The sequence below is a fragment of the Pelosinus fermentans DSM 17108 genome (genome assembly GCF_000271485.2).
In the GTDB taxonomy this organism is placed as follows: Bacteria; Bacillota; Negativicutes; order DSM-13327; family DSM-13327; genus Pelosinus; species Pelosinus fermentans.
Map to the genome: position 1 here is coordinate 1,551,771 of NZ_AKVN02000001.1, position 17,181 is coordinate 1,568,951.

Here is a 17,181-nt window from a genome sequence, read left to right on the forward strand (position 1 = left end):
ACCTTCTTTACTGATTTTTCTTTATTATACCCTGAATTTCGGAAAATATAAAGAAAATCTTCCGAAACAAGAACGTTTATATCTTAATAGAAAAATACGTAGGCAGCACAAAAGCCATCACTGCATCTCTGGCAAAGAGATGCTGGTGATTGGCGTTTGTGAATCGTAATGCCTAAATATCTTGGGCTGCATGCAGGCGGGCGTAGATGCCTTTTTTCTTGAGCAGAGTTTCATGGGTGCCTTGCTCGGCAACGCCTGTGCCTTCCAGTACTACGATTTGGTCGGCGCTCTTAATGGTTGATAGGCGGTGGGCAATCATCAGGGTGGTGCGCCCTGCGGACAATATGGACAGTGCCTGCTGGATCGCTGCTTCTGTCTGATTGTCTAGGGCCGAGGTTGCTTCGTCCAACAGGAGAATGGGTGCGTCGCGCAGAAGTGCTCTGGCAATAGCAAGCCGCTGTTTTTGTCCGCCGGAAAGCTTTACGCCCCGCTCGCCAATATAGGTGTCATAGCCATGCTCCAGATCCATGATAAACTCATGAGCCTGTGCCTTTTGGGCGACAGTTATGATCTGTTCTTTTGTCGCATTTCTGCAGCTATAAGCAATGTTTTCAAACACCGTACCAGTAAATAAGTATACATCCTGCAGTACCATGCTGACATTATCCCGCAGGCTTTTTAAGGATACATCTTTAAGGTCGCAATTATCAATTAAGATGCTGCCCTGCACCGGATCATAAAAGCGATTGAGAAGGCTGACCAGCGTGGTTTTGCCTACGCCAGTCGGACCAACCAGCGCAACAGTCGTACCCGACTGGATTTTCAGATCAAAATTTTTTATAATAGGACTGCCTTCAATATAATGAAAGGTCACATGGCGAAACTCGATATCACCCTTCATATTTGTTAACTGGGTAGGATTTATTTTTTCCTTGATACTGCTTTCCTCATCCATGACTTCAAAGACACGTTCACAACCGGCAATCGCAGTATGCAGCTGTTCGTTGACGTCTGACAGCCTGGTAATTGGCTGATAAAATAAACCGAGATACAAGATGAAGCCCACGATATCCGCAATAGAAACTTCACCTATCGATGCCAGATAACCGCCATAGATAATGATGATGACGGTGCCAGCTGCACTAAAAAAACTAATAAAGGGATGGAACAGTTCTCCCAGCCGCATGGCGTTTAGAAAGGTATTGGATTGCCTGCGGGCCAACATTCCGATCTTGCGAATCTCGTATTCTTGCTGATTAAATACCTGTATTTCTTTTACGCCGGACAGATTATCCTGTAAAGCGCCATTTAAGTCACCAATGGCCTTTTGGTTCAACCGGAATTTCGGCAGGACAACGCGGGCATAAAAGATATTGATCAAATACAGAAAGGGAGTTGTAATAAAGCTGGCGGCAGCCAGTTTCACATTGATGGAAAACAATATGGCTGCCACGGAAAGGAAGATAAAAACATTGATGATTAAATCAGGTATTGCATGGGCAAGCAATAGTTCGACGTTGGCAGCGTCATTCATAATACGACTGACGAGCTGTCCAGTTTGCTTGTCATTAAAATAGTTAAGGGACAAGTGCTGCAGTTTATCATAAAGTGCTGTTCGCAGATCAGCGAGGTAATGGTAGGCGCCGTAATGGGCCGAATATCCCCGGGTAAAGGAGCATAATGCCTGTAAGGCATAGGCGGCCAGCAGGTTCAGTCCCATTTTCGAAGCTTTGGCTGCAATTTCTGGATCGCCCTTTGTCGCAAGGTCCGTCAATTCCTTTATCACCCATGGTGCATATAATTGCGTAAGAGTTAATACTATGATAGAGATCATCGATAAAATAAGGTAGCCCCAGTATTTTTTGGCACCAAGGATAACCCGGATACATACTTTCATGGTAACGGTAAACCTGCCTCTCAAGTTTTAGAATCATCAGTGATACCGTGCAGATGTCACCCTGGTGACTCCTTGGTCATTATAGCAAGTTGATTTTATATGCGTCAATTACTGAGGAAGATGAGTGCAGCAGGTTGGAGAGCAGGCTGAGGAACCTATCAAGTGAGTGTTCTTCACATTTCAGCAACCATATATGCAGCTTTTATCTTGTTAAATTAGAGTATAATTAAATTATTTTGGGATCATACTCAAGAGGGTGAGAGGGTGATTGATAAAAAACGTGAATGAAAAAGGCAGTACCTTTCCTAAGGGAATGGTACTGCCTTTTGATGTGGAGGACCCCCCGTTCTTTAGACAGCGAATCCTTCTTGTGATCTACTATAGATCCACTGTTGCTGACAATAATAAGGTACGTGGTGCGCCAATGGCCAAGGCTCCTCCGGTAGTTCCTGTCCAATGACGCTTATTTAGTACATTGGTTACAGTTGCCCGGATGGTCACTGGTGTGCCAGACTGGTTGAAAGTATAGCGTGCACCGACATCAAAGCGAGTCCAGGGCGAAACTTTAAGCGTGTTGGCGCTATTGAGGTATTGAGAGCCATTGTATACTGCCCTGGCTGTCATTGTCAGTCCAGGCTGGAATGGAACGTCCCATTCAGCGCCTAGCGTAGCGGTCCAGCGCGGTACGCCGACGGGTTCATTGCCGTCATAAGTATCATTGGCCGTCTTGACCATTTGACCATCCAGCAGCATAAGACCGCCCATCAGGCGGGTTCCCTTGACCGGTTCACCAAACAGACTCAGTTCCAGACCGCGATGACGCTGCTCACCATTCACGCTGTAGATCAGCGTATCTGGATCGGTCAATCCACTGGGCTTCTTAATTTGAAAAGCACTTAATGTGGTGGCAAAAGTACCAGCATCAATTTTTATGCCAGCTTCATATTGTTTTGACTTATAGGGGGCGAAAACTTCACCGGCATTGACTGCAGTGCTTGGCGCAGTGGGGCCTTGCTGCAGACCTTCAATATAGTTGCTGTAGAAGGACAGGTTAGGCCTGACCTTCACGACTAACCCCACTGCGGGGGTAGTGGCGCTTTCATCATAACTTGTGGCATTTGACCAAGTGGAAGCAGCATTATCGATTTGCACTTGCTGGCGGCGAACTCCCAGTGTTAGTTGCAGGCGGTCATCCGGAGTGGATAGTGTGTCAGCCAGAACAATACTGGAAAGGATTGTTGAAGATGCTTTTGGTGTCCCTTTTAAAGCTTCCAGGGGGGAGCCGTACACGATGTCGTAGATATTTGACGGAATACCATTGACTGTTCTGAAATTTTGATACAAGTCAGCTTCCAGCCGGGTGCCGCTCAACACTAATTGATGACGGACAGCACCAGTGGAAAATTGACCGCGAATTCCCAGTTCTTCGGTCTGGGAATTCGTCTTACTGGGATAGTTATAAAAATATTGGCTGAAATCGCCCGCAGCATTGTTGATCGTTCCTCGGGAAAATAAATATTCAGTGCGGCTGCGGCGCATACCGGCAGAGGCGAATGCTGTCCATTGCTGGTTCAGGTCAAATTCACTGTGCAGGACACCAAAAGTATCTTTGCTGCGAGCATAAGCCCAGGGGGAATCAAAATTGGTTGTATTTTTAGGCACTTTAGGCACAGATACGCCACTGGCCAAATACATGACCGTACTTGGAGCATCAATATCATTTTCCTGATATCCCAGATCAAGAGAAGTGCGCAGACGGTCCTGCCGGTAATCAAGAGCAAGCGTTGCAGCACTTGTTTTTTGTGATTCGCCGTCAAATCGCATGTCGCCATTGCGATAAACACCATTAAACCTCACACCGAACTCTTGATTTTCCCCGAAGCGGCGTCCAATATCCAGATGTCCTCCCAGTTGGCTGTCGCCGCTGTAACTGGTCGTCAGTCTGGTAAGCGGTTCTTCGCCAGCCCGTTTGGGGATAAGATTGATGCTGCCGCCGATACCACCCGTCGGCGACATGCCGTTTAGAAGGGCACCAGGACCTTTTAATACTTCAACCCGTTCGACAAATTCCGTACCAGAAGAGTACAAAGGAGCAATGCCATATAAGCCGTTAAAGCCAACATCCTCGTTTAATACGGGAAAGCCGCGGATCGTCCACATCCCATAATAAGAAGCATAGGCATTGGAGCGTACCGATGGGTCATTGGTCAGTACATCGGTGAGGTTTTTCGCCTGCTGGTCTTCCATCAGCTCGGTGGTATAGCTGGTGATAGCAAAGGGGGTATCCAAAAAGTCTTTATTGCCAAGCAGGCCCACCTGGCTGCCGCGTGCTATCTTACCACCAGCATAAGCAGGCGGCAAGCCTGTTCTTCGGTCGCGATCTGCCGTCACTTCCAGACCTTCCAGTGTAAATTCACGTTGGTTATCAGCGGTTTCTGTCACCGATGCTTGCTCAGCATCCGGTTTTTCTGTATCTTCTCCGGCAGCATAGACAATTACTGGCATATGCCAGAACAGGCTGCTGCCAATTAAAGCGTAAAGCAAGCCGCGGATGGCAGGGGAAACTCTTTTATTCATTTTTTCTCGACTCCCTTATATCGTGCATATATCGATAAAAATAATCATTATCACTATCTTTTGCAATTCATTCTGTTCAGCGATGTAATTAATTAACCACCTTTCTTAACTATGGAATTCAAGCAGCTTGTGGCTCATTATAGCAAGGTGAATCTTTCTTCGTCAATCACTGCCAGAGGAAGGGAGAGGAGGTATAGAACCTGCCATCAATCAGCTTGTGGCGATAATGATTATCAGGGGTGTCCAATGTTTATTTAGACCGCAATTTTATAAAAAAGGACCATGCTTATATCAATATGGACTAATTTTGTATTTGTTATCAGATGTAATGCATGTTATCCTGAAAGCAACAAATGAAAAAGATCAATTCACTTTCCCTCTAAAGAAAGGATGATAATATGAATACACAGAATGATGACCTGCTGGGAAGCGAGGGACTGGCAGTGCAATTAGGCGCTAAAAAGAATAATTATAGAAATGGCATTCTATATAAACGGGAGCCAGAAGCTGACAATAACTGGCTTGTTGATATTCATCCTGCGTCAGGGCTGGTTCTAACCAGAGCTTATTTTAAACCAACTGAGACAATTACTAGAATCTACACCTTTCCAGACAATTGCCTGTGGTTATGTTCTTTCGACTCCGGCAACCTAACCATTACTGAAAAAGGCAAAAAGGCTCGGCAGTTACAGCCGGGCATGCATCTCCTTGTTCATCAGGGCCAGCCTGTCAAGGTAACCTTTACCGCTCCTAACCGGCAGGTTTACACCAGTATTACGATATGTGATCATTTTATTGCCGCGTACTTCAAAGATCGGCCTCAGGAACAGCTCTTTACCGCGAAAGATGCTTTGGCCTGGAGCCCACTCCAGTATGATACTCCGGAGATTATGTTGATTTTTGACCAATTGAAATGTGCCGTTATAAATGCCCAAATCTCTTTGGTTTATTATGAGGGTAAAGCAATTGAGCTTCTTTCCATCATTCAGCGTAATCAGGAGCATGAGATAGGTTGGAAGAAATATCTGAAGGGCGAGCGTAAAAATCACCTGAGTTATCAAAACCGGAAGTACGTTTGGTTGGTCAAAGCGGAACTGGATCGGAATATCCTTGCACCACCTAAACTTGACAAACTGGCGATTCTGGCAGAAATGAGCGTGCCCAAACTTTATCGTTGTTTTAAACGGTGGTATGGAATGACCATCGCTGACTATGTACGAGGGGAAAAAATGAAATATGCCATGCGCCTGCTGTGGAACGATGAGCTTAGTATAAAAAATATTGCCGAAACGGTGGGTTATGAAAGCCATGGTAAGTTTACCGCCGCCTTTAAAAAAGTCCATGGCTTCACTCCCAGCCAATTTAGGAAATCCTTTAATTTATAGTAGCAGCAAGATGTATCGACGCGAAAAAGGCAGCACCTTTCCCGAGGGAATGGTGCTGCCTTTTTTTATCAAAAACAATTACTCATATTTCAACGCATCAATCGGATGTAAACAAGAAGCCTTATACGCAGGGTAATAGCCAAAGCCGATTCCAACAGTTGCCGAGAAGACAAATGCCAGAATAATGGATGTAGCAGTAAATAGCGGCGGGGCTTCGGTAAAGGAAGCCAGCATATATCCTGTTAATACTCCCAGCAGAATCCCTAACATACCGCCAAGCATGGACAAGACAAATGCCTCCAGCAAAAACTGCAGTCGAATTTCTTTCGCTTTGGCACCGACAGCCATCCGGATTCCGATCTCCCGAGTACGCTCTGATACAGATACCAGCATGATATTCATAATGCCGATCCCGCCCACTACAAGAGATATAAAGGCGATAGAGCCAAGCAGCATGGACATGATGGTTGTTGTCTTGCGCCGCGCCTCCAGGAACTGGCTTATATTTCTTACTGCAAAGTCATCAGCTTCTCCGGCTTTTATCTTATGCCGCTCACGCAGCAATGACTCTGTCTCATGCTGAATAAACTGCAAGGAGTTCATCGAAACGCCTTTAATGAAGATCATGTCGATACGCCCCGGCGTATTCCAGCGAACCAGCCTGCTTTGGGTTGCAGTTACAGGTACCAGCACAAAATCATCCTGGTTATTGCCCTTGGTATTTTGCCCCTTGGAGGCAAACATTCCGACAACAGTAAAGGGTACGTTATTAATTCGTATCGACTTGTCCAGCGGCTCAAGCAACCCTGTTGCCTGTATGACAGAACGGATGCTGCCCCGGGAAGCGCCCATCGTTTTATATTGTATTTCCTCTCCGCTGATTCTTGCTGTCATATAATATCCGACGCCCAGTAAGACTAACACCATGGTGAGAACTATCTATAATACAAAAAAGTGATGTCTTCGGTGTTAATAGTAATAATTGTTCTCAATCCGGATTGTCTCAGTATAACAAGGCAATTTATTGAGACAATTGACGATTTTATCATGTTATAATAAAAAAGTAATTGGCAGATCGACGTAGGCAGTCTGCGCCTCTTGTGGAAGGATGATGATTGTGGAAACCAATGAATACAGGTTAGGCAGTAGTGGACTGGCGAAGCATTTGGGATGCAAAGAAACCCGTGACGGCGATGCACATATTTATTGCCTGCCGCCGGCTTATAACGACTATTATACAAGTGACCGCAGCGGAGGTTACCTTTTGGATACTCATCCGTCACCAGGCTTGGTGGCCAGTTATGCTCGCTTTATGGTGAAGGAAGTAGTAACGTACAGCTATGGGGTTGTGCCAATGGGCGTGTGGATTTGTTCCGTAGAACGGGGCAATATTACCGTGATTGAACCAGGGAAAAAAGCCAGGCGGCTGAGGCGGGGCATCCATATACTGGTTCACCGGGGACAGACGGTTAAGCTGGTTATTGGTGCTGATGAGCCGGTTTGGTGGACAAGTGTGCTGGTATGTGATGACTTTCTTGCAGCCCATGTACGGGGGGATTTGATTGATGGGCCCTTTCAGCTTGAGGAGGCTTTGCACTGGCAAAGTCAGCACTATAATACACCGGATCTAGTGGTGGTATTTGAGCAGTTAAAGTACGCCCTGCGCGGTGAAGCGCGGATGCAGGCTGCACGCTTAATGTCACACAGCATGACGATGCAGGAGATTGCCGCCGCGGTGGGCTATGAAAGTGCCGGAAAGTTTGCGATGGTGTTTAAGAAAACCTATGGAATGACGCCCCGTGAGTTTAAAAAATCCTTATTTTGATGTTGGAAAGGTATTATAAATACTCCGAAATGATATATTTATGCTCTTTTATATCACGACAATATTTGCGTTACCGTAGTAATACTGCTGGTTATCTTGCTTTTGTAAAGGGGGACAGGTTTGGTTGGAGTCGTTTATACTGGGCTGGAATACTTGAAGAATGAATGTTATACTAATTAAAAGTTGTCAACTTTCAGCTGATTTAGCATGCTGCATAATTGAAAAGGGCTGTGGATGGAAAAATTTTTAAGCATTTGATGATAATGATAATTATTATTGAATGCTTTCTGCATGACGATTGCTTGAGAAAAAAATCGTATCCAGCTGCTGCAAAATTTACGCCGCAATACGCTGAACCATTTACATAGGGTCGTTCTGGTAATGTAGGCAGGAGGAGATTTTCTAAACAATGAAATATTGGTATAAAATCCACAAATGGGCGAGTTTGATCTGTGCACTTTTTCTGTTTAGTATGTGTGCAAGCGCCTTACCCCTGATTTTTGGCCGGGAAATAACGGCGTTTAATCAGGTTAGTGTACCTACGGCTTCAGAAGCATCCTTAGCGGATGTGACAAAGCTATCTGTGGGCAAGCAGGCGGAAGCAGTGCTGGAAGGTTACCCCGACTACAATCTGCGTGCTGTCTATCTGGATCATGAAAAGCATATTAACGGCTTTTCCTTGCGGTCTCAAGATAAGGGCTATGAGTATATTCGTCTAGATTTGAACACAGCCCGATTCATAAAACGGTCTAATGAACAAGTGAGGTATGAGGTGATTCCGAAATTCATGGAATTTGCCTATCGGATGCATGTTGATATGTATCTCGGGTCATTCGGCAGGAACTTGTTCGGAGGAATGTGCGGATTGAGCGTTGTAGCTTTAATCTCAGGCATCTGGCTGTATGCACCCTTTATGAAAAACATCTCCTTTGGGACGATTCGTTCTTCCCATCGGCGCATCTATTGGATGGACTGGCATAAATTACTGGGGATTGCCACACTTTCCTGGACAGTATTATTAAGTGTAAGCGGCTTTGTTTTTATATTTGCAGGTCCGATTCATAATGCTTGGAATGAAAGTATACGCAAAGAATTCTTGATTGAGTATCAAGACAAGCCTTTTTCTGTCCAGCGTATTTCTATTGATGAGGCAATCAAAACGGCCCAAGCCGCTTTGCCTGACCGCAGAATAACGGGGATTGAATTGCCCCAGGAAGACGGAAAAATGCGCTGGCATTATACAGTTCGCACACAGGGGGAAGGTTTGGCTGCACACTTCAATAAGCCTGTCTGGGTTGATGCGTCTACGGGAAAGGTTACTGCCGTCATTCAGCAGCCTTGGTATATCCAGACGCTTTCTATGGCTAATCCAATTCACTTTAGCAATCATGACACCTTACCGCTGAAAATCTTATGGTTTATTACGGATGCCTTGACCTGCATTATGATCATCACTGGCATTTATGCCTGGTTTGTCAAATTCAGGTCGAACAAAAGCAATGGGGCGAATAAGCAGCAGGCGAAAGCGATTCCTCCAGTACGGCAGTCGTCCAGGCAAATTTGGCTGCTGCCAGTGGTCATTATAGTGATTACGTTGTTCGGAATTATCGCGCCTCTGGCTGGAAAGGAATGGAGTGCCATATCGGCTGTTGCTCTGGCAATACCCCTTGTACTCACCGCATATTACTGGCTGCGCAGTTAATTACGGGCAAAAAAAAAACTTACTGTACCTTATGATAAAAGGATGCGGTAATAGTTCTTTTTTATAAAAAGTATGAGTCGGAGAAGAACGTTAAACACAGAGGGCGCAAAGATCCACAGAGGACACAGAGAAAGCCAAAAAACAGTGATGAAATGCGAAGGACGCGAAGGGGTATTATAGATAATCCTTCGTGTTCTTCATATTCTTCGCGTCTTCGCGGTTCAAAAGGTTTTATTTTTTAGACGTGTACTTCTTTCTTATAGGCAAAATTTCTGATCTTTTCATCTGGTAGATTATGCTATAATAATTGTACAGGTTGTATACGGAGCGGTTGGCACTCCCGTAATAAGGGGGTGATGCTTAATGACTACATATGAGTCCTTAGTTGTGATGATTATGTTTGCTACTTTAGTAGTTTTAGTCATAAAAGGCAAGTAACCGCTCCTAGCCAAAGGTAAGCGGTTACTTATTGTAACTAACTCTTTTGGGCTAACCGTTTCCGGTTAGACATCCTGTGGGGCTGGCGTGTTTCGAGCACGTCAGTCCTTTTCTTATATTATACCCATTGAAATAAAAATATACAATCGTTTAGGAAAAATCTTTCTTTCAGGATCCATTTACTTGCAGTCACTTTGACATCTCCTGGGATATTATTGACTGGGCAGTTAATTATGGCGTAAAAAGGACGGTAATGGTTCTTTCTAACTTATTAAAAGTATGAGTTGAAAAACGTTAAACTGGCTGCATTTCATTTTCCAATGAGTCAAGTGCCTTCGACTAAGTGAATATGCAGGCTTTAGGTTGTACTTCCACAAGCTGTGGAAGTTTAATGTCTAGGTGGAGCGTTGAGGTGCTGTTATAATCAAATTGTAGCAAGCGAGGTGTAAGGTATTGGATATTCAGAGCAAAAGGATTTTAAAAATACTGGAACTGTTTGATATTGAAAAAAAAGTACTTGATAGTGCGAGTATGGCTGCTTTAATTGGTGTAAGCTCAAGGACGATTCGCCATTGATTAAAAATGCCAAATTTGAAGTGTTGATAGAAAAACTTGGAGAATAGTAGGAAAAGGGGCTAGGGTAGATGTTAAAGGATTTGACCAGTGAGAAGCTGATTCGTTTGAATATTGATGCGAAAGATTGGGAAGATGCAGTCCGTCAAGCAGCTGATGCCTTGTTGCAAAATGGCAAGATAAAGTCATCGTACATTGAGACGATTATAAAGACGGCTAAAGAGGGGGGGCCTTATTTCGTTCTAACGAAGCATGTTGCCTTACCTCATGCCAGGCCGGAGGCCGGAGCAATTGAAAGTGCTATCGGTATTGCAACATTAAAAGAGCCGGTTGTATTTGGAAATAAAGAAAATGATCCGGTGAAATATTTATTTTGTTTGAGTGCTCTAGATAATGAAAGTCATATCAATACTTTGGCAGATTTGACGGGATTGTTGGAACACAAAAAATTTTACGAGTTCCTGGATCAAGCGAAAGATGCGTCAGAGGTAATGCAGTATATTAAAAATTTATAAAAAAGGGGTATACAAAATGGAATTTAAAGGGTTAGTTGCTTGCCGTGCAGGTGTAGGATCAAGTTTGATGCTAAATATCAAACTCAAACAGGTGATTAGTGAGAATAAGCTTCCCATCAAGATTGAACATGGTTCGCTGGATGCAGTTGCAGGTTTTAATGGAGCTTTGATTGTTACCTTGAGCGATGTTGCCAAAGAATTGGAATCAAAGAAATTGCCGCAGAAAATTATTGGTATTGACAATATTATGAACAAAGTCGAAATTCTGACGAAATTAAATGCTTTTCTTGCTGAAGCCAAATAAAAAGAACAAGATGTAATGGATGTCAATTTTGGATCTGATGCTCCTATGTTAGTGTGACATAGGAGTTTAAGTCCAGCATAACCCAATAAAAACACCAGTCTTATGTGGCGATGGTCACTCCTTTTGATGAAAATCAAGCAATTGATTTTCAGGCGACAAAACAATTGGTTAACAAATTAATTGCTGAGGTGTTTATGGGATTTTTATTCTTGGGACAAATGGTGAATTTCATCTGCTAAACAATCAAGAAAAAGTAGACTTTGCCAAATGTGTTATTGAGGAAGTGGGTAAAAGAGTTCCGGTTTATGTTGGCACCGGCGGGAATAGCACTGCGGAAGTGATTGCTTTATCTAAAAAAATGGAACAAATTGGTGCCGACGCATTGTCAGTCATCACCCCATATTTTAGTGCCATCCCAGGAAGAACTGCTTTATCATTATAAAGCGGTTGCTGCAGCCGTAACGATTCCGATTATTTTATACAACATTCCTAAAAATACAGGAATTAATATTGCCGTTGAAACCGTTGCCGAATTAGCAAAAGTTGACAACATTATCGGTATTAAAGACAGCAGTGGTAATATTGACAATATAGAAGGCTATATAAAGGCAACAAAAAATCAAAAGTTTGCGGTGCTTTCCGGCTCGGATTCCTTGATTTTAAAAGCACTTAAAATTGGTGCCAAAGGGGCTATTGCAGCAACAGCCAATCTTTTGACGAAGAATGATGTTGCCATCTATGAAAACTTTATGAATAGCCGGTTGGAAGAAGCAGAACAAGCACAGCAGCAGATTGAAATGCTGCGCAGTGTCTTGAAATTGGCGACGGTTCCCTCTGTACTAAAAAAATCTTTGGTATTATCCAATATGCCTGTTGGCTTATGCCGGTTTCCAGTTAGAGAACCAAAGGCGGAAACAATGCCGAAAATAAAGGAAATGCTGACATATTACGGTTTATAAAATGCGCTGGTGCAAAAATACAGTTAGAATCGATTTAAACGGTTCTAACTGTATTTTTTATTTGTTTCTAAGACGACTATTGGCTTTGAAACAAATACCAAGATATTCGAAGACTTTAATTGACAATGATTTTCATTGTCTCTATAATGATAAAGAAGGCTAAATAGAGACGGTTTTAACTAGGGCGGGCTGATAAGCTTTTGGACTGGCATGGAGCAGGACGAGTGTTCTGATTTCAAAATAGATAAAAAAGGTAAAGAGGGTGTATTCGTGTGAAAAAAATGCAATTTATTGTAGTACTCATGTTATTATTGACAACAGGAATGTCAGTAACTGCTTTCGCTAAAGACAAACCTCAAGTGACACCTCCCCAGATTATTACGTTGGCGGCGATTTCTTTGCCTCAGGATGTGAAGGAAAAATACGCAGAGCAAACAGTATCTGTGAAGGTTAAGGCAACGATATCTGTGAATGGAACGGTAGATGGCGAGGTGAAGATCATTACTAGTTCTGGAGATGCTGCCTTTGATACTGCAGTGATTGAATCAATCCAAAAGTCAGTGTTCAGTCCTGCCTATAGTGATACTACGGCAATTTCGTCTTCTATTATTATTCCCTTGCATGTTAAGGTAGAAAAAATTATACCGGAAGAACAGGCAAATGGTGAAGCCCAGCCGATTGCAGAATAGTTTTTCCGTACTGTACTACAGAGGATGAATGATTGTAAGATACATATAAGCAAGGCAATATGTATTGAACTTTAAATAGGTGTGAAATGGAATGAAACCTCTTACAAAGTATCCATGTTTGTAAGAGGTTTCATTCCATTTTCATTATTTTCTATCTAACACGCATTCATTTCCATTTATTTTTTGACAGGTGTTGCAATGGTTTTTATTAATCTGCTCTAGTGCATAGGCGATTGCATGATTGGTGTGAGGAAAGAAACGGTCTTGTCCAATCTGATCATAAAGACCAGTTTTTTTCATTTTTTTCTCCGGTTGTTCATTTAAACCAGAAATCAAGACGGTGATGCCCTTTTTCTGGATATTTTCTACGATCATGCGTAAATGGTTTTCTCCCGTAATGTCCATAATTGGAACTCGGCTCATGCGTAATATAATAATTTTAGGATCATAGTGAATTGTACTCATGATGCTTTCTGAAAACATTTGCGCTGCCCCAAAGAATAAAGGGCCTTCAATGCTAAAAATGCTAATTTGGGAACAATCATAGGTATGAAGTGCATTTTGGTCTGCGATATCAATTAAATGGTTCTCGTGATCGGGTATAACTTGTGTTACGACCATGATTTCACTCATTCGTTTGATGAACAGCATCATCGTAAGTAATAAACCAATTTCCACAGCTACCGTTAAGTTTGCAAATACGGTAAGGAAGAAGGTAATAAGTAAGACTCCGGTGCTTAAGGATTTGACTTTTGCGATACTAATAAAGGCTTGATGCTGACTCATATTATAAGAAACAACCATTAAAACAGGAGCCATGCTTGCTAGTGGAATAAGACCTGCATAGGGCGCAAGAGCGAGCATCGTAAGGAGTACGAAGATGGCGGAAATTATAACAGAGTATCGTGTTGCCGCGCCAGATTTAATATTGGTTGCCGTACGGGCAATGGCACCTGTAGCCGGGATTCCCCCAAATAAGGGAATTACTATATTGGCGATACCTTGTCCTAGTAATTCACGATTGCTGTTATGCTGTGTACCTGTCAGACCATCGGCTACAACGGCAGATAGTAAAGACTCAATGGCACCTAATATAGCTATTGTAAGAGCTGGCTGAAGCAGCAGCTGTACTTTTTCGAGTGTAATGTCAGGAAATTGCATATGAGGTAAATCGCTGGGGATTCCACCGAAAGCAGAAGCGATAGTAATTACATCGTTTGGAAAGAATAAAGTTGCGGTCATTGTCGATAGGATGAGTCCAACGAGAGAACCAGGCACTTTTGGTAGAAATCGAGGTGTTATGAGAATCACTGCTAGGCAAATGACTGCAGTTAATGTACTATAAGGATTAATCGTATCGAAGTGGGTTATGATTTCCTGCATATTAGATAAAAAGCTTTCATGACGTTCAAGGCCAGTTAAACCAAAGAAGTTAGAAATCTGGCCGGCAAAAATGTTGACAGCAATACCGGCTGTAAAACCAATGGTAACAGAGCGGGGAATGAATTTAATCAGAGATCCCATATCTAAAAGTCCCATGACAACCAGTATGATTCCGGATAAGAATCCAGCAATCAGAAGGTTCTCAAATCCGTAGGTGAGTACAATGGAAAGCAAGATAGGAATAAAAGCACCGGTAGGACCAGCAACTTGATATCTGCTTCCACCAAATAGAGCGACTAGGCAAGCTGCAATAATTGTGGTATAAATACCATTTTCAGGATTTGCGCCAGAAGCAATTGCGAAGGCCATGGCTAAGGGCAGAGAAATCACACCTACTGTCAGACCTGCTAATAAATCTTTCTTAAAAAATCTAGTAAAATAACGTTTTAGTGGTATTCTAATAGCGCGTGTCATGTAAATCCCCTTTCAGTCCGAAAAACAATATGCTCATTATTATACACCTCTATGCAAAAAATGTGAAACATTATTATATTGAAATATAGATAGATACATAGTATCATATATTCAATTAATACTATATAGTTATCTTTGAATATGAATTATAAAGTTATCATTATGAAGTGTGGACAAAAGAGGTTTTGGTGCAGAAGGAGTAGACAGTATGAATAGAGAAATCCAAGAGTTTAAGGCTGATTTTTTTAAAGCATTATCTCACCCATTGCGAATTAATATTTTAGAGATCCTATGTGATGGCGATAAGAACGTCAATGAGCTGCAGTCACTATGTGGTGTTGGAGGGGCCGTTATTTCCCAGCAATTAGCGATTCTTCGCAATAAAAACATTGTTAAAACCCGCAAAGATGGAACACGAGTATCGTATTCACTGCAAGATCCCATGATTCAAGAGCTGCTGGTGATAGCACGTCAAATTTTTAATAATCATCTGGTTAATACCATCAGTAAGTTTGATCGTCTTCAGATGGAATCAAAGCCTTAACGTTTAAAATTAGTACGTAATAAGGGGTAAGTTCGTTGTATAATAGGAAGCGAGGCAAGAAAGAATCCTGCAAAGTACTTTACTTTGCGGGATTGAATATTTCATAGTAAAGAGGGGGCTATCCTTCGTTTTATTTCATATAAGATATCACGTTGACTAAAAGGGGTTATTCATGGCTAATTCATTTCAGATTTTTAAGAACCAACAATTTCAAAGTATTGCAATTTCTCATTTCAATACCATTCTTGGTACTTCCTTATTGGTTCCTGTATTACCAGTTTTTTTACACAATAGCGGATTCAGTGAGACGCAAATTGGGATTATTATGGGCGCTACGGCAATGAGTTCTCTCATTATAAGGCCGTGGATCGGCTTTCAAGTGGATACTAAAGGCAGTCGCCCAGTGATTCTCCTTGGACAAATTGTACTTATTTTATCAACTGTTGGTTACTGGTGGGCGACAAGTTTTTTGGGCTTTTTTGTTTTACGATTCCTTTACGGTATTGGGCAGGCCTTTTATGGTACAGGAGCAGTTACCTTTGCCAGCAGTATCGGATCAGGGGAAAGTAATTCCAACTCGATTGCCATGTATACGTTAACTACCATGTGTGGTCTTGGTCTTAGCATGAGCATGGCTCAGGTAGCTTTTGATAATTTTGGATTCTATGCACTTGTTGGTATTAGTGTTATTCTAATTGGGATTGCTTTTAATGTGATGAAGTGGCGCTCTCAGCCAATTCAGCTAGCTGCGAGAAATGTTGTTCGAGCACCATTTATGGATGTACTGAAATCCAATGTTGTTTGTGCGACGACTCTTTCTCAGTTTGCAGCAAGTTTTGCTTTTAGTGCAGCTCTAACCTTTATCCCACTTGCTTCCATTGATAAGGGTGTTGATTTTTACTCTCTTTTCTTTATTGCTTTTGCCATATCCGTGATTTTTTCCCGTGTTTTTGTACAAAAGATAGGTCATATCTTAGGGCTCTTAAATGCGACACTATATGCGAGTATTACAATGTTGCTCGGTATCGTATTGCTATTGATTACTATTTCGCCTATGATACTGGTTCTTTCAGGACTTCTGTTTGGGCTAGGATTTGGTGTTGTTTATCCCACCTTGGTTTTACTTTTAGTAGAGCGAATCCAGCAAACGAATCGAGGTACTGCTCTAGGTATTATGATTGCAGCTGGTGATATTGGAACGGCTCTTTCTGCCGCCATATTGGGCGGTGTAGCTGAGCATCTGGGATATTTCGTTTTATTTTCAGCGACAGCGTTACTATTGGCAATATGTACCTACTATTTTTATTCAATATTGGTTAGAAGTGATGACAAGATTAGTGATAATTGATGATAATGTATTATGGAATGAATCCTTAAATTAAAATACATAAAGCTTTCATACTACGGGAAAATTAGAATAAGTGCGAGGAGGTGTAATGTATATGAATTTTTTGAAATTTGGTGCCAATTTATTCAGCAAAAATTCTCTCTTGTTATTGTTGGCCGGTGGTATTGTTCTAGCTTTGCTGTCGGATCGCCGCAATCTACGGTCTGGTGCAGTGAAGGTGACTAAAGGGGCTTTAATTGCCAAAGACGAAGTGAAAAATGCAGCAGCAAAAGTGAGTGCCAGAGCTTCTGATTTTGTAGAAGAAGCGCGTCAAGTTCGAGGTGTTTCACCTTGTCGTGGTGCAGTGGCTAGAGAAAAAGGGCACCGGATAGCCGTTGCTACGACTGCCAAGATATTGACATTGAAAGAAGCGGCACAAGCTGAATTTAAAAGTATTGTAGATGAGGCGAAAAGACGTCGTGCCATTCGCTAAAGTAGATCTTATATGTTCTTGAGGGCAGCGAAATAATGAAGTAACTGCAGAAGCACAGAATATGCTGAGAGATTTTTATTTGATCTTTTCTCAGTA

General features: G+C 42.4%; 15 protein-coding genes and 1 pseudogene. 12 read left to right on the top strand and 4 right to left on the bottom strand.

From position 1 onward, the window contains the following. Positions 1-172: 172 nt before the first annotated feature. Both FR7_RS06855 and FR7_RS06860 read right to left on the bottom strand, forming a co-directional pair. Entirely contained in the window at positions 173-1,897 is a 1,725-nt protein-coding gene (locus FR7_RS06855) for an ABC transporter ATP-binding protein (RefSeq protein WP_007931032.1), read from the bottom strand. A 378-nt stretch (positions 1,898-2,275) separates the two neighbouring features. Beyond that, positions 2,276-4,474, bottom strand: coding sequence for a TonB-dependent receptor (locus FR7_RS06860; RefSeq protein ID WP_007931031.1), 2,199 nt, complete (start codon positions 4,472-4,474; stop codon positions 2,276-2,278). A gap of 398 nt (positions 4,475-4,872) precedes the next feature. Between FR7_RS06860 and FR7_RS06865 the strand changes: the two genes are divergently transcribed. Beyond that, on the top strand, positions 4,873-5,859 hold the full coding sequence (locus FR7_RS06865; RefSeq protein ID WP_007931030.1) for a helix-turn-helix domain-containing protein: 987 nt from the start codon (positions 4,873-4,875) through the stop codon (positions 5,857-5,859). Positions 5,860-5,937: 78 nt separating this feature from the next. Here the strand turns inward: FR7_RS06865 and FR7_RS06870 are convergent, their stop codons facing one another. Continuing rightward, positions 5,938-6,753 (bottom strand): ABC transporter permease, encoded by an 816-nt coding sequence (locus FR7_RS06870; RefSeq protein WP_007931029.1) that lies wholly within the window; start codon positions 6,751-6,753, stop codon positions 5,938-5,940. 214 nt (positions 6,754-6,967) lie between these two features. Here FR7_RS06870 and FR7_RS06875 point away from each other — a divergent pair, with 214 nt between their 5' ends. The 8 genes and pseudogenes from FR7_RS06875 to FR7_RS06900 all read left to right on the top strand — a co-directional run bounded on the left by FR7_RS06875 (position 6,968) and on the right by FR7_RS06900 (position 12,864). Next, positions 6,968-7,684 (top strand): helix-turn-helix domain-containing protein, encoded by a 717-nt coding sequence (locus FR7_RS06875; protein ID WP_237769509.1) that lies wholly within the window; start codon positions 6,968-6,970, stop codon positions 7,682-7,684. Between the two features lie 409 nt (positions 7,685-8,093). Beyond that, complete coding sequence (locus tag FR7_RS06880) at positions 8,094-9,386, top strand: PepSY-associated TM helix domain-containing protein (protein WP_007931027.1); 1,293 nt, start codon at positions 8,094-8,096, stop codon at positions 9,384-9,386. Positions 9,387-9,749: 363 nt separating this feature from the next. Next, the gene (locus FR7_RS24610) at positions 9,750-9,824 is read left to right on the top strand and encodes a putative holin-like toxin (RefSeq protein ID WP_369794452.1); all 75 of its coding nucleotides are present in this window, start codon (positions 9,750-9,752) and stop codon (positions 9,822-9,824) included. 453 nt (positions 9,825-10,277) lie between these two features. After that, entirely contained in the window at positions 10,278-10,400 is a 123-nt protein-coding gene (locus FR7_RS24415) for a hypothetical protein (protein ID WP_017531307.1), read from the top strand. Positions 10,401-10,468: 68 nt separating this feature from the next. Continuing rightward, positions 10,469-10,912, top strand: coding sequence for a PTS sugar transporter subunit IIA (locus FR7_RS06885; protein WP_007931026.1), 444 nt, complete (start codon positions 10,469-10,471; stop codon positions 10,910-10,912). A gap of 16 nt (positions 10,913-10,928) precedes the next feature. Beyond that, positions 10,929-11,216 carry a PTS sugar transporter subunit IIB gene (locus tag FR7_RS06890; protein ID WP_007931025.1) on the top strand — a complete coding sequence of 96 codons (288 nt, stop codon included), beginning with the start codon at positions 10,929-10,931 and terminating at the stop codon, positions 11,214-11,216. 110 nt (positions 11,217-11,326) lie between these two features. After that, positions 11,327-12,175, top strand: a pseudogene (gene dapA, locus FR7_RS06895) (4-hydroxy-tetrahydrodipicolinate synthase). 281 nt (positions 12,176-12,456) lie between these two features. Further along, entirely contained in the window at positions 12,457-12,864 is a 408-nt protein-coding gene (locus FR7_RS06900) for a TonB family protein (protein ID WP_237714773.1), read from the top strand. 144 nt (positions 12,865-13,008) lie between these two features. Here FR7_RS06900 and FR7_RS06905 read toward each other — a convergent pair whose 3' ends face one another. After that, positions 13,009-14,721 carry a SulP family inorganic anion transporter gene (locus FR7_RS06905; RefSeq protein WP_007931021.1) on the bottom strand — a complete coding sequence of 571 codons (1,713 nt, stop codon included), beginning with the start codon at positions 14,719-14,721 and terminating at the stop codon, positions 13,009-13,011. Between the two features lie 208 nt (positions 14,722-14,929). Here FR7_RS06905 and FR7_RS06910 point away from each other — a divergent pair, with 208 nt between their 5' ends. The 3 genes from FR7_RS06910 to FR7_RS06920 all read left to right on the top strand — a co-directional run bounded on the left by FR7_RS06910 (position 14,930) and on the right by FR7_RS06920 (position 17,085). After that, positions 14,930-15,265 carry an ArsR/SmtB family transcription factor gene (locus FR7_RS06910; protein WP_007931020.1) on the top strand — a complete coding sequence of 112 codons (336 nt, stop codon included), beginning with the start codon at positions 14,930-14,932 and terminating at the stop codon, positions 15,263-15,265. A gap of 172 nt (positions 15,266-15,437) precedes the next feature. Next, positions 15,438-16,613, top strand: a complete 1,176-nt coding sequence (locus FR7_RS06915; protein ID WP_007931016.1) for an MFS transporter — start codon at positions 15,438-15,440, stop codon at positions 16,611-16,613. Between the two features lie 94 nt (positions 16,614-16,707). Next, positions 16,708-17,085, top strand: coding sequence for a hypothetical protein (locus FR7_RS06920; protein WP_007931015.1), 378 nt, complete (start codon positions 16,708-16,710; stop codon positions 17,083-17,085). Positions 17,086-17,181: the final 96 nt, after the last annotated feature.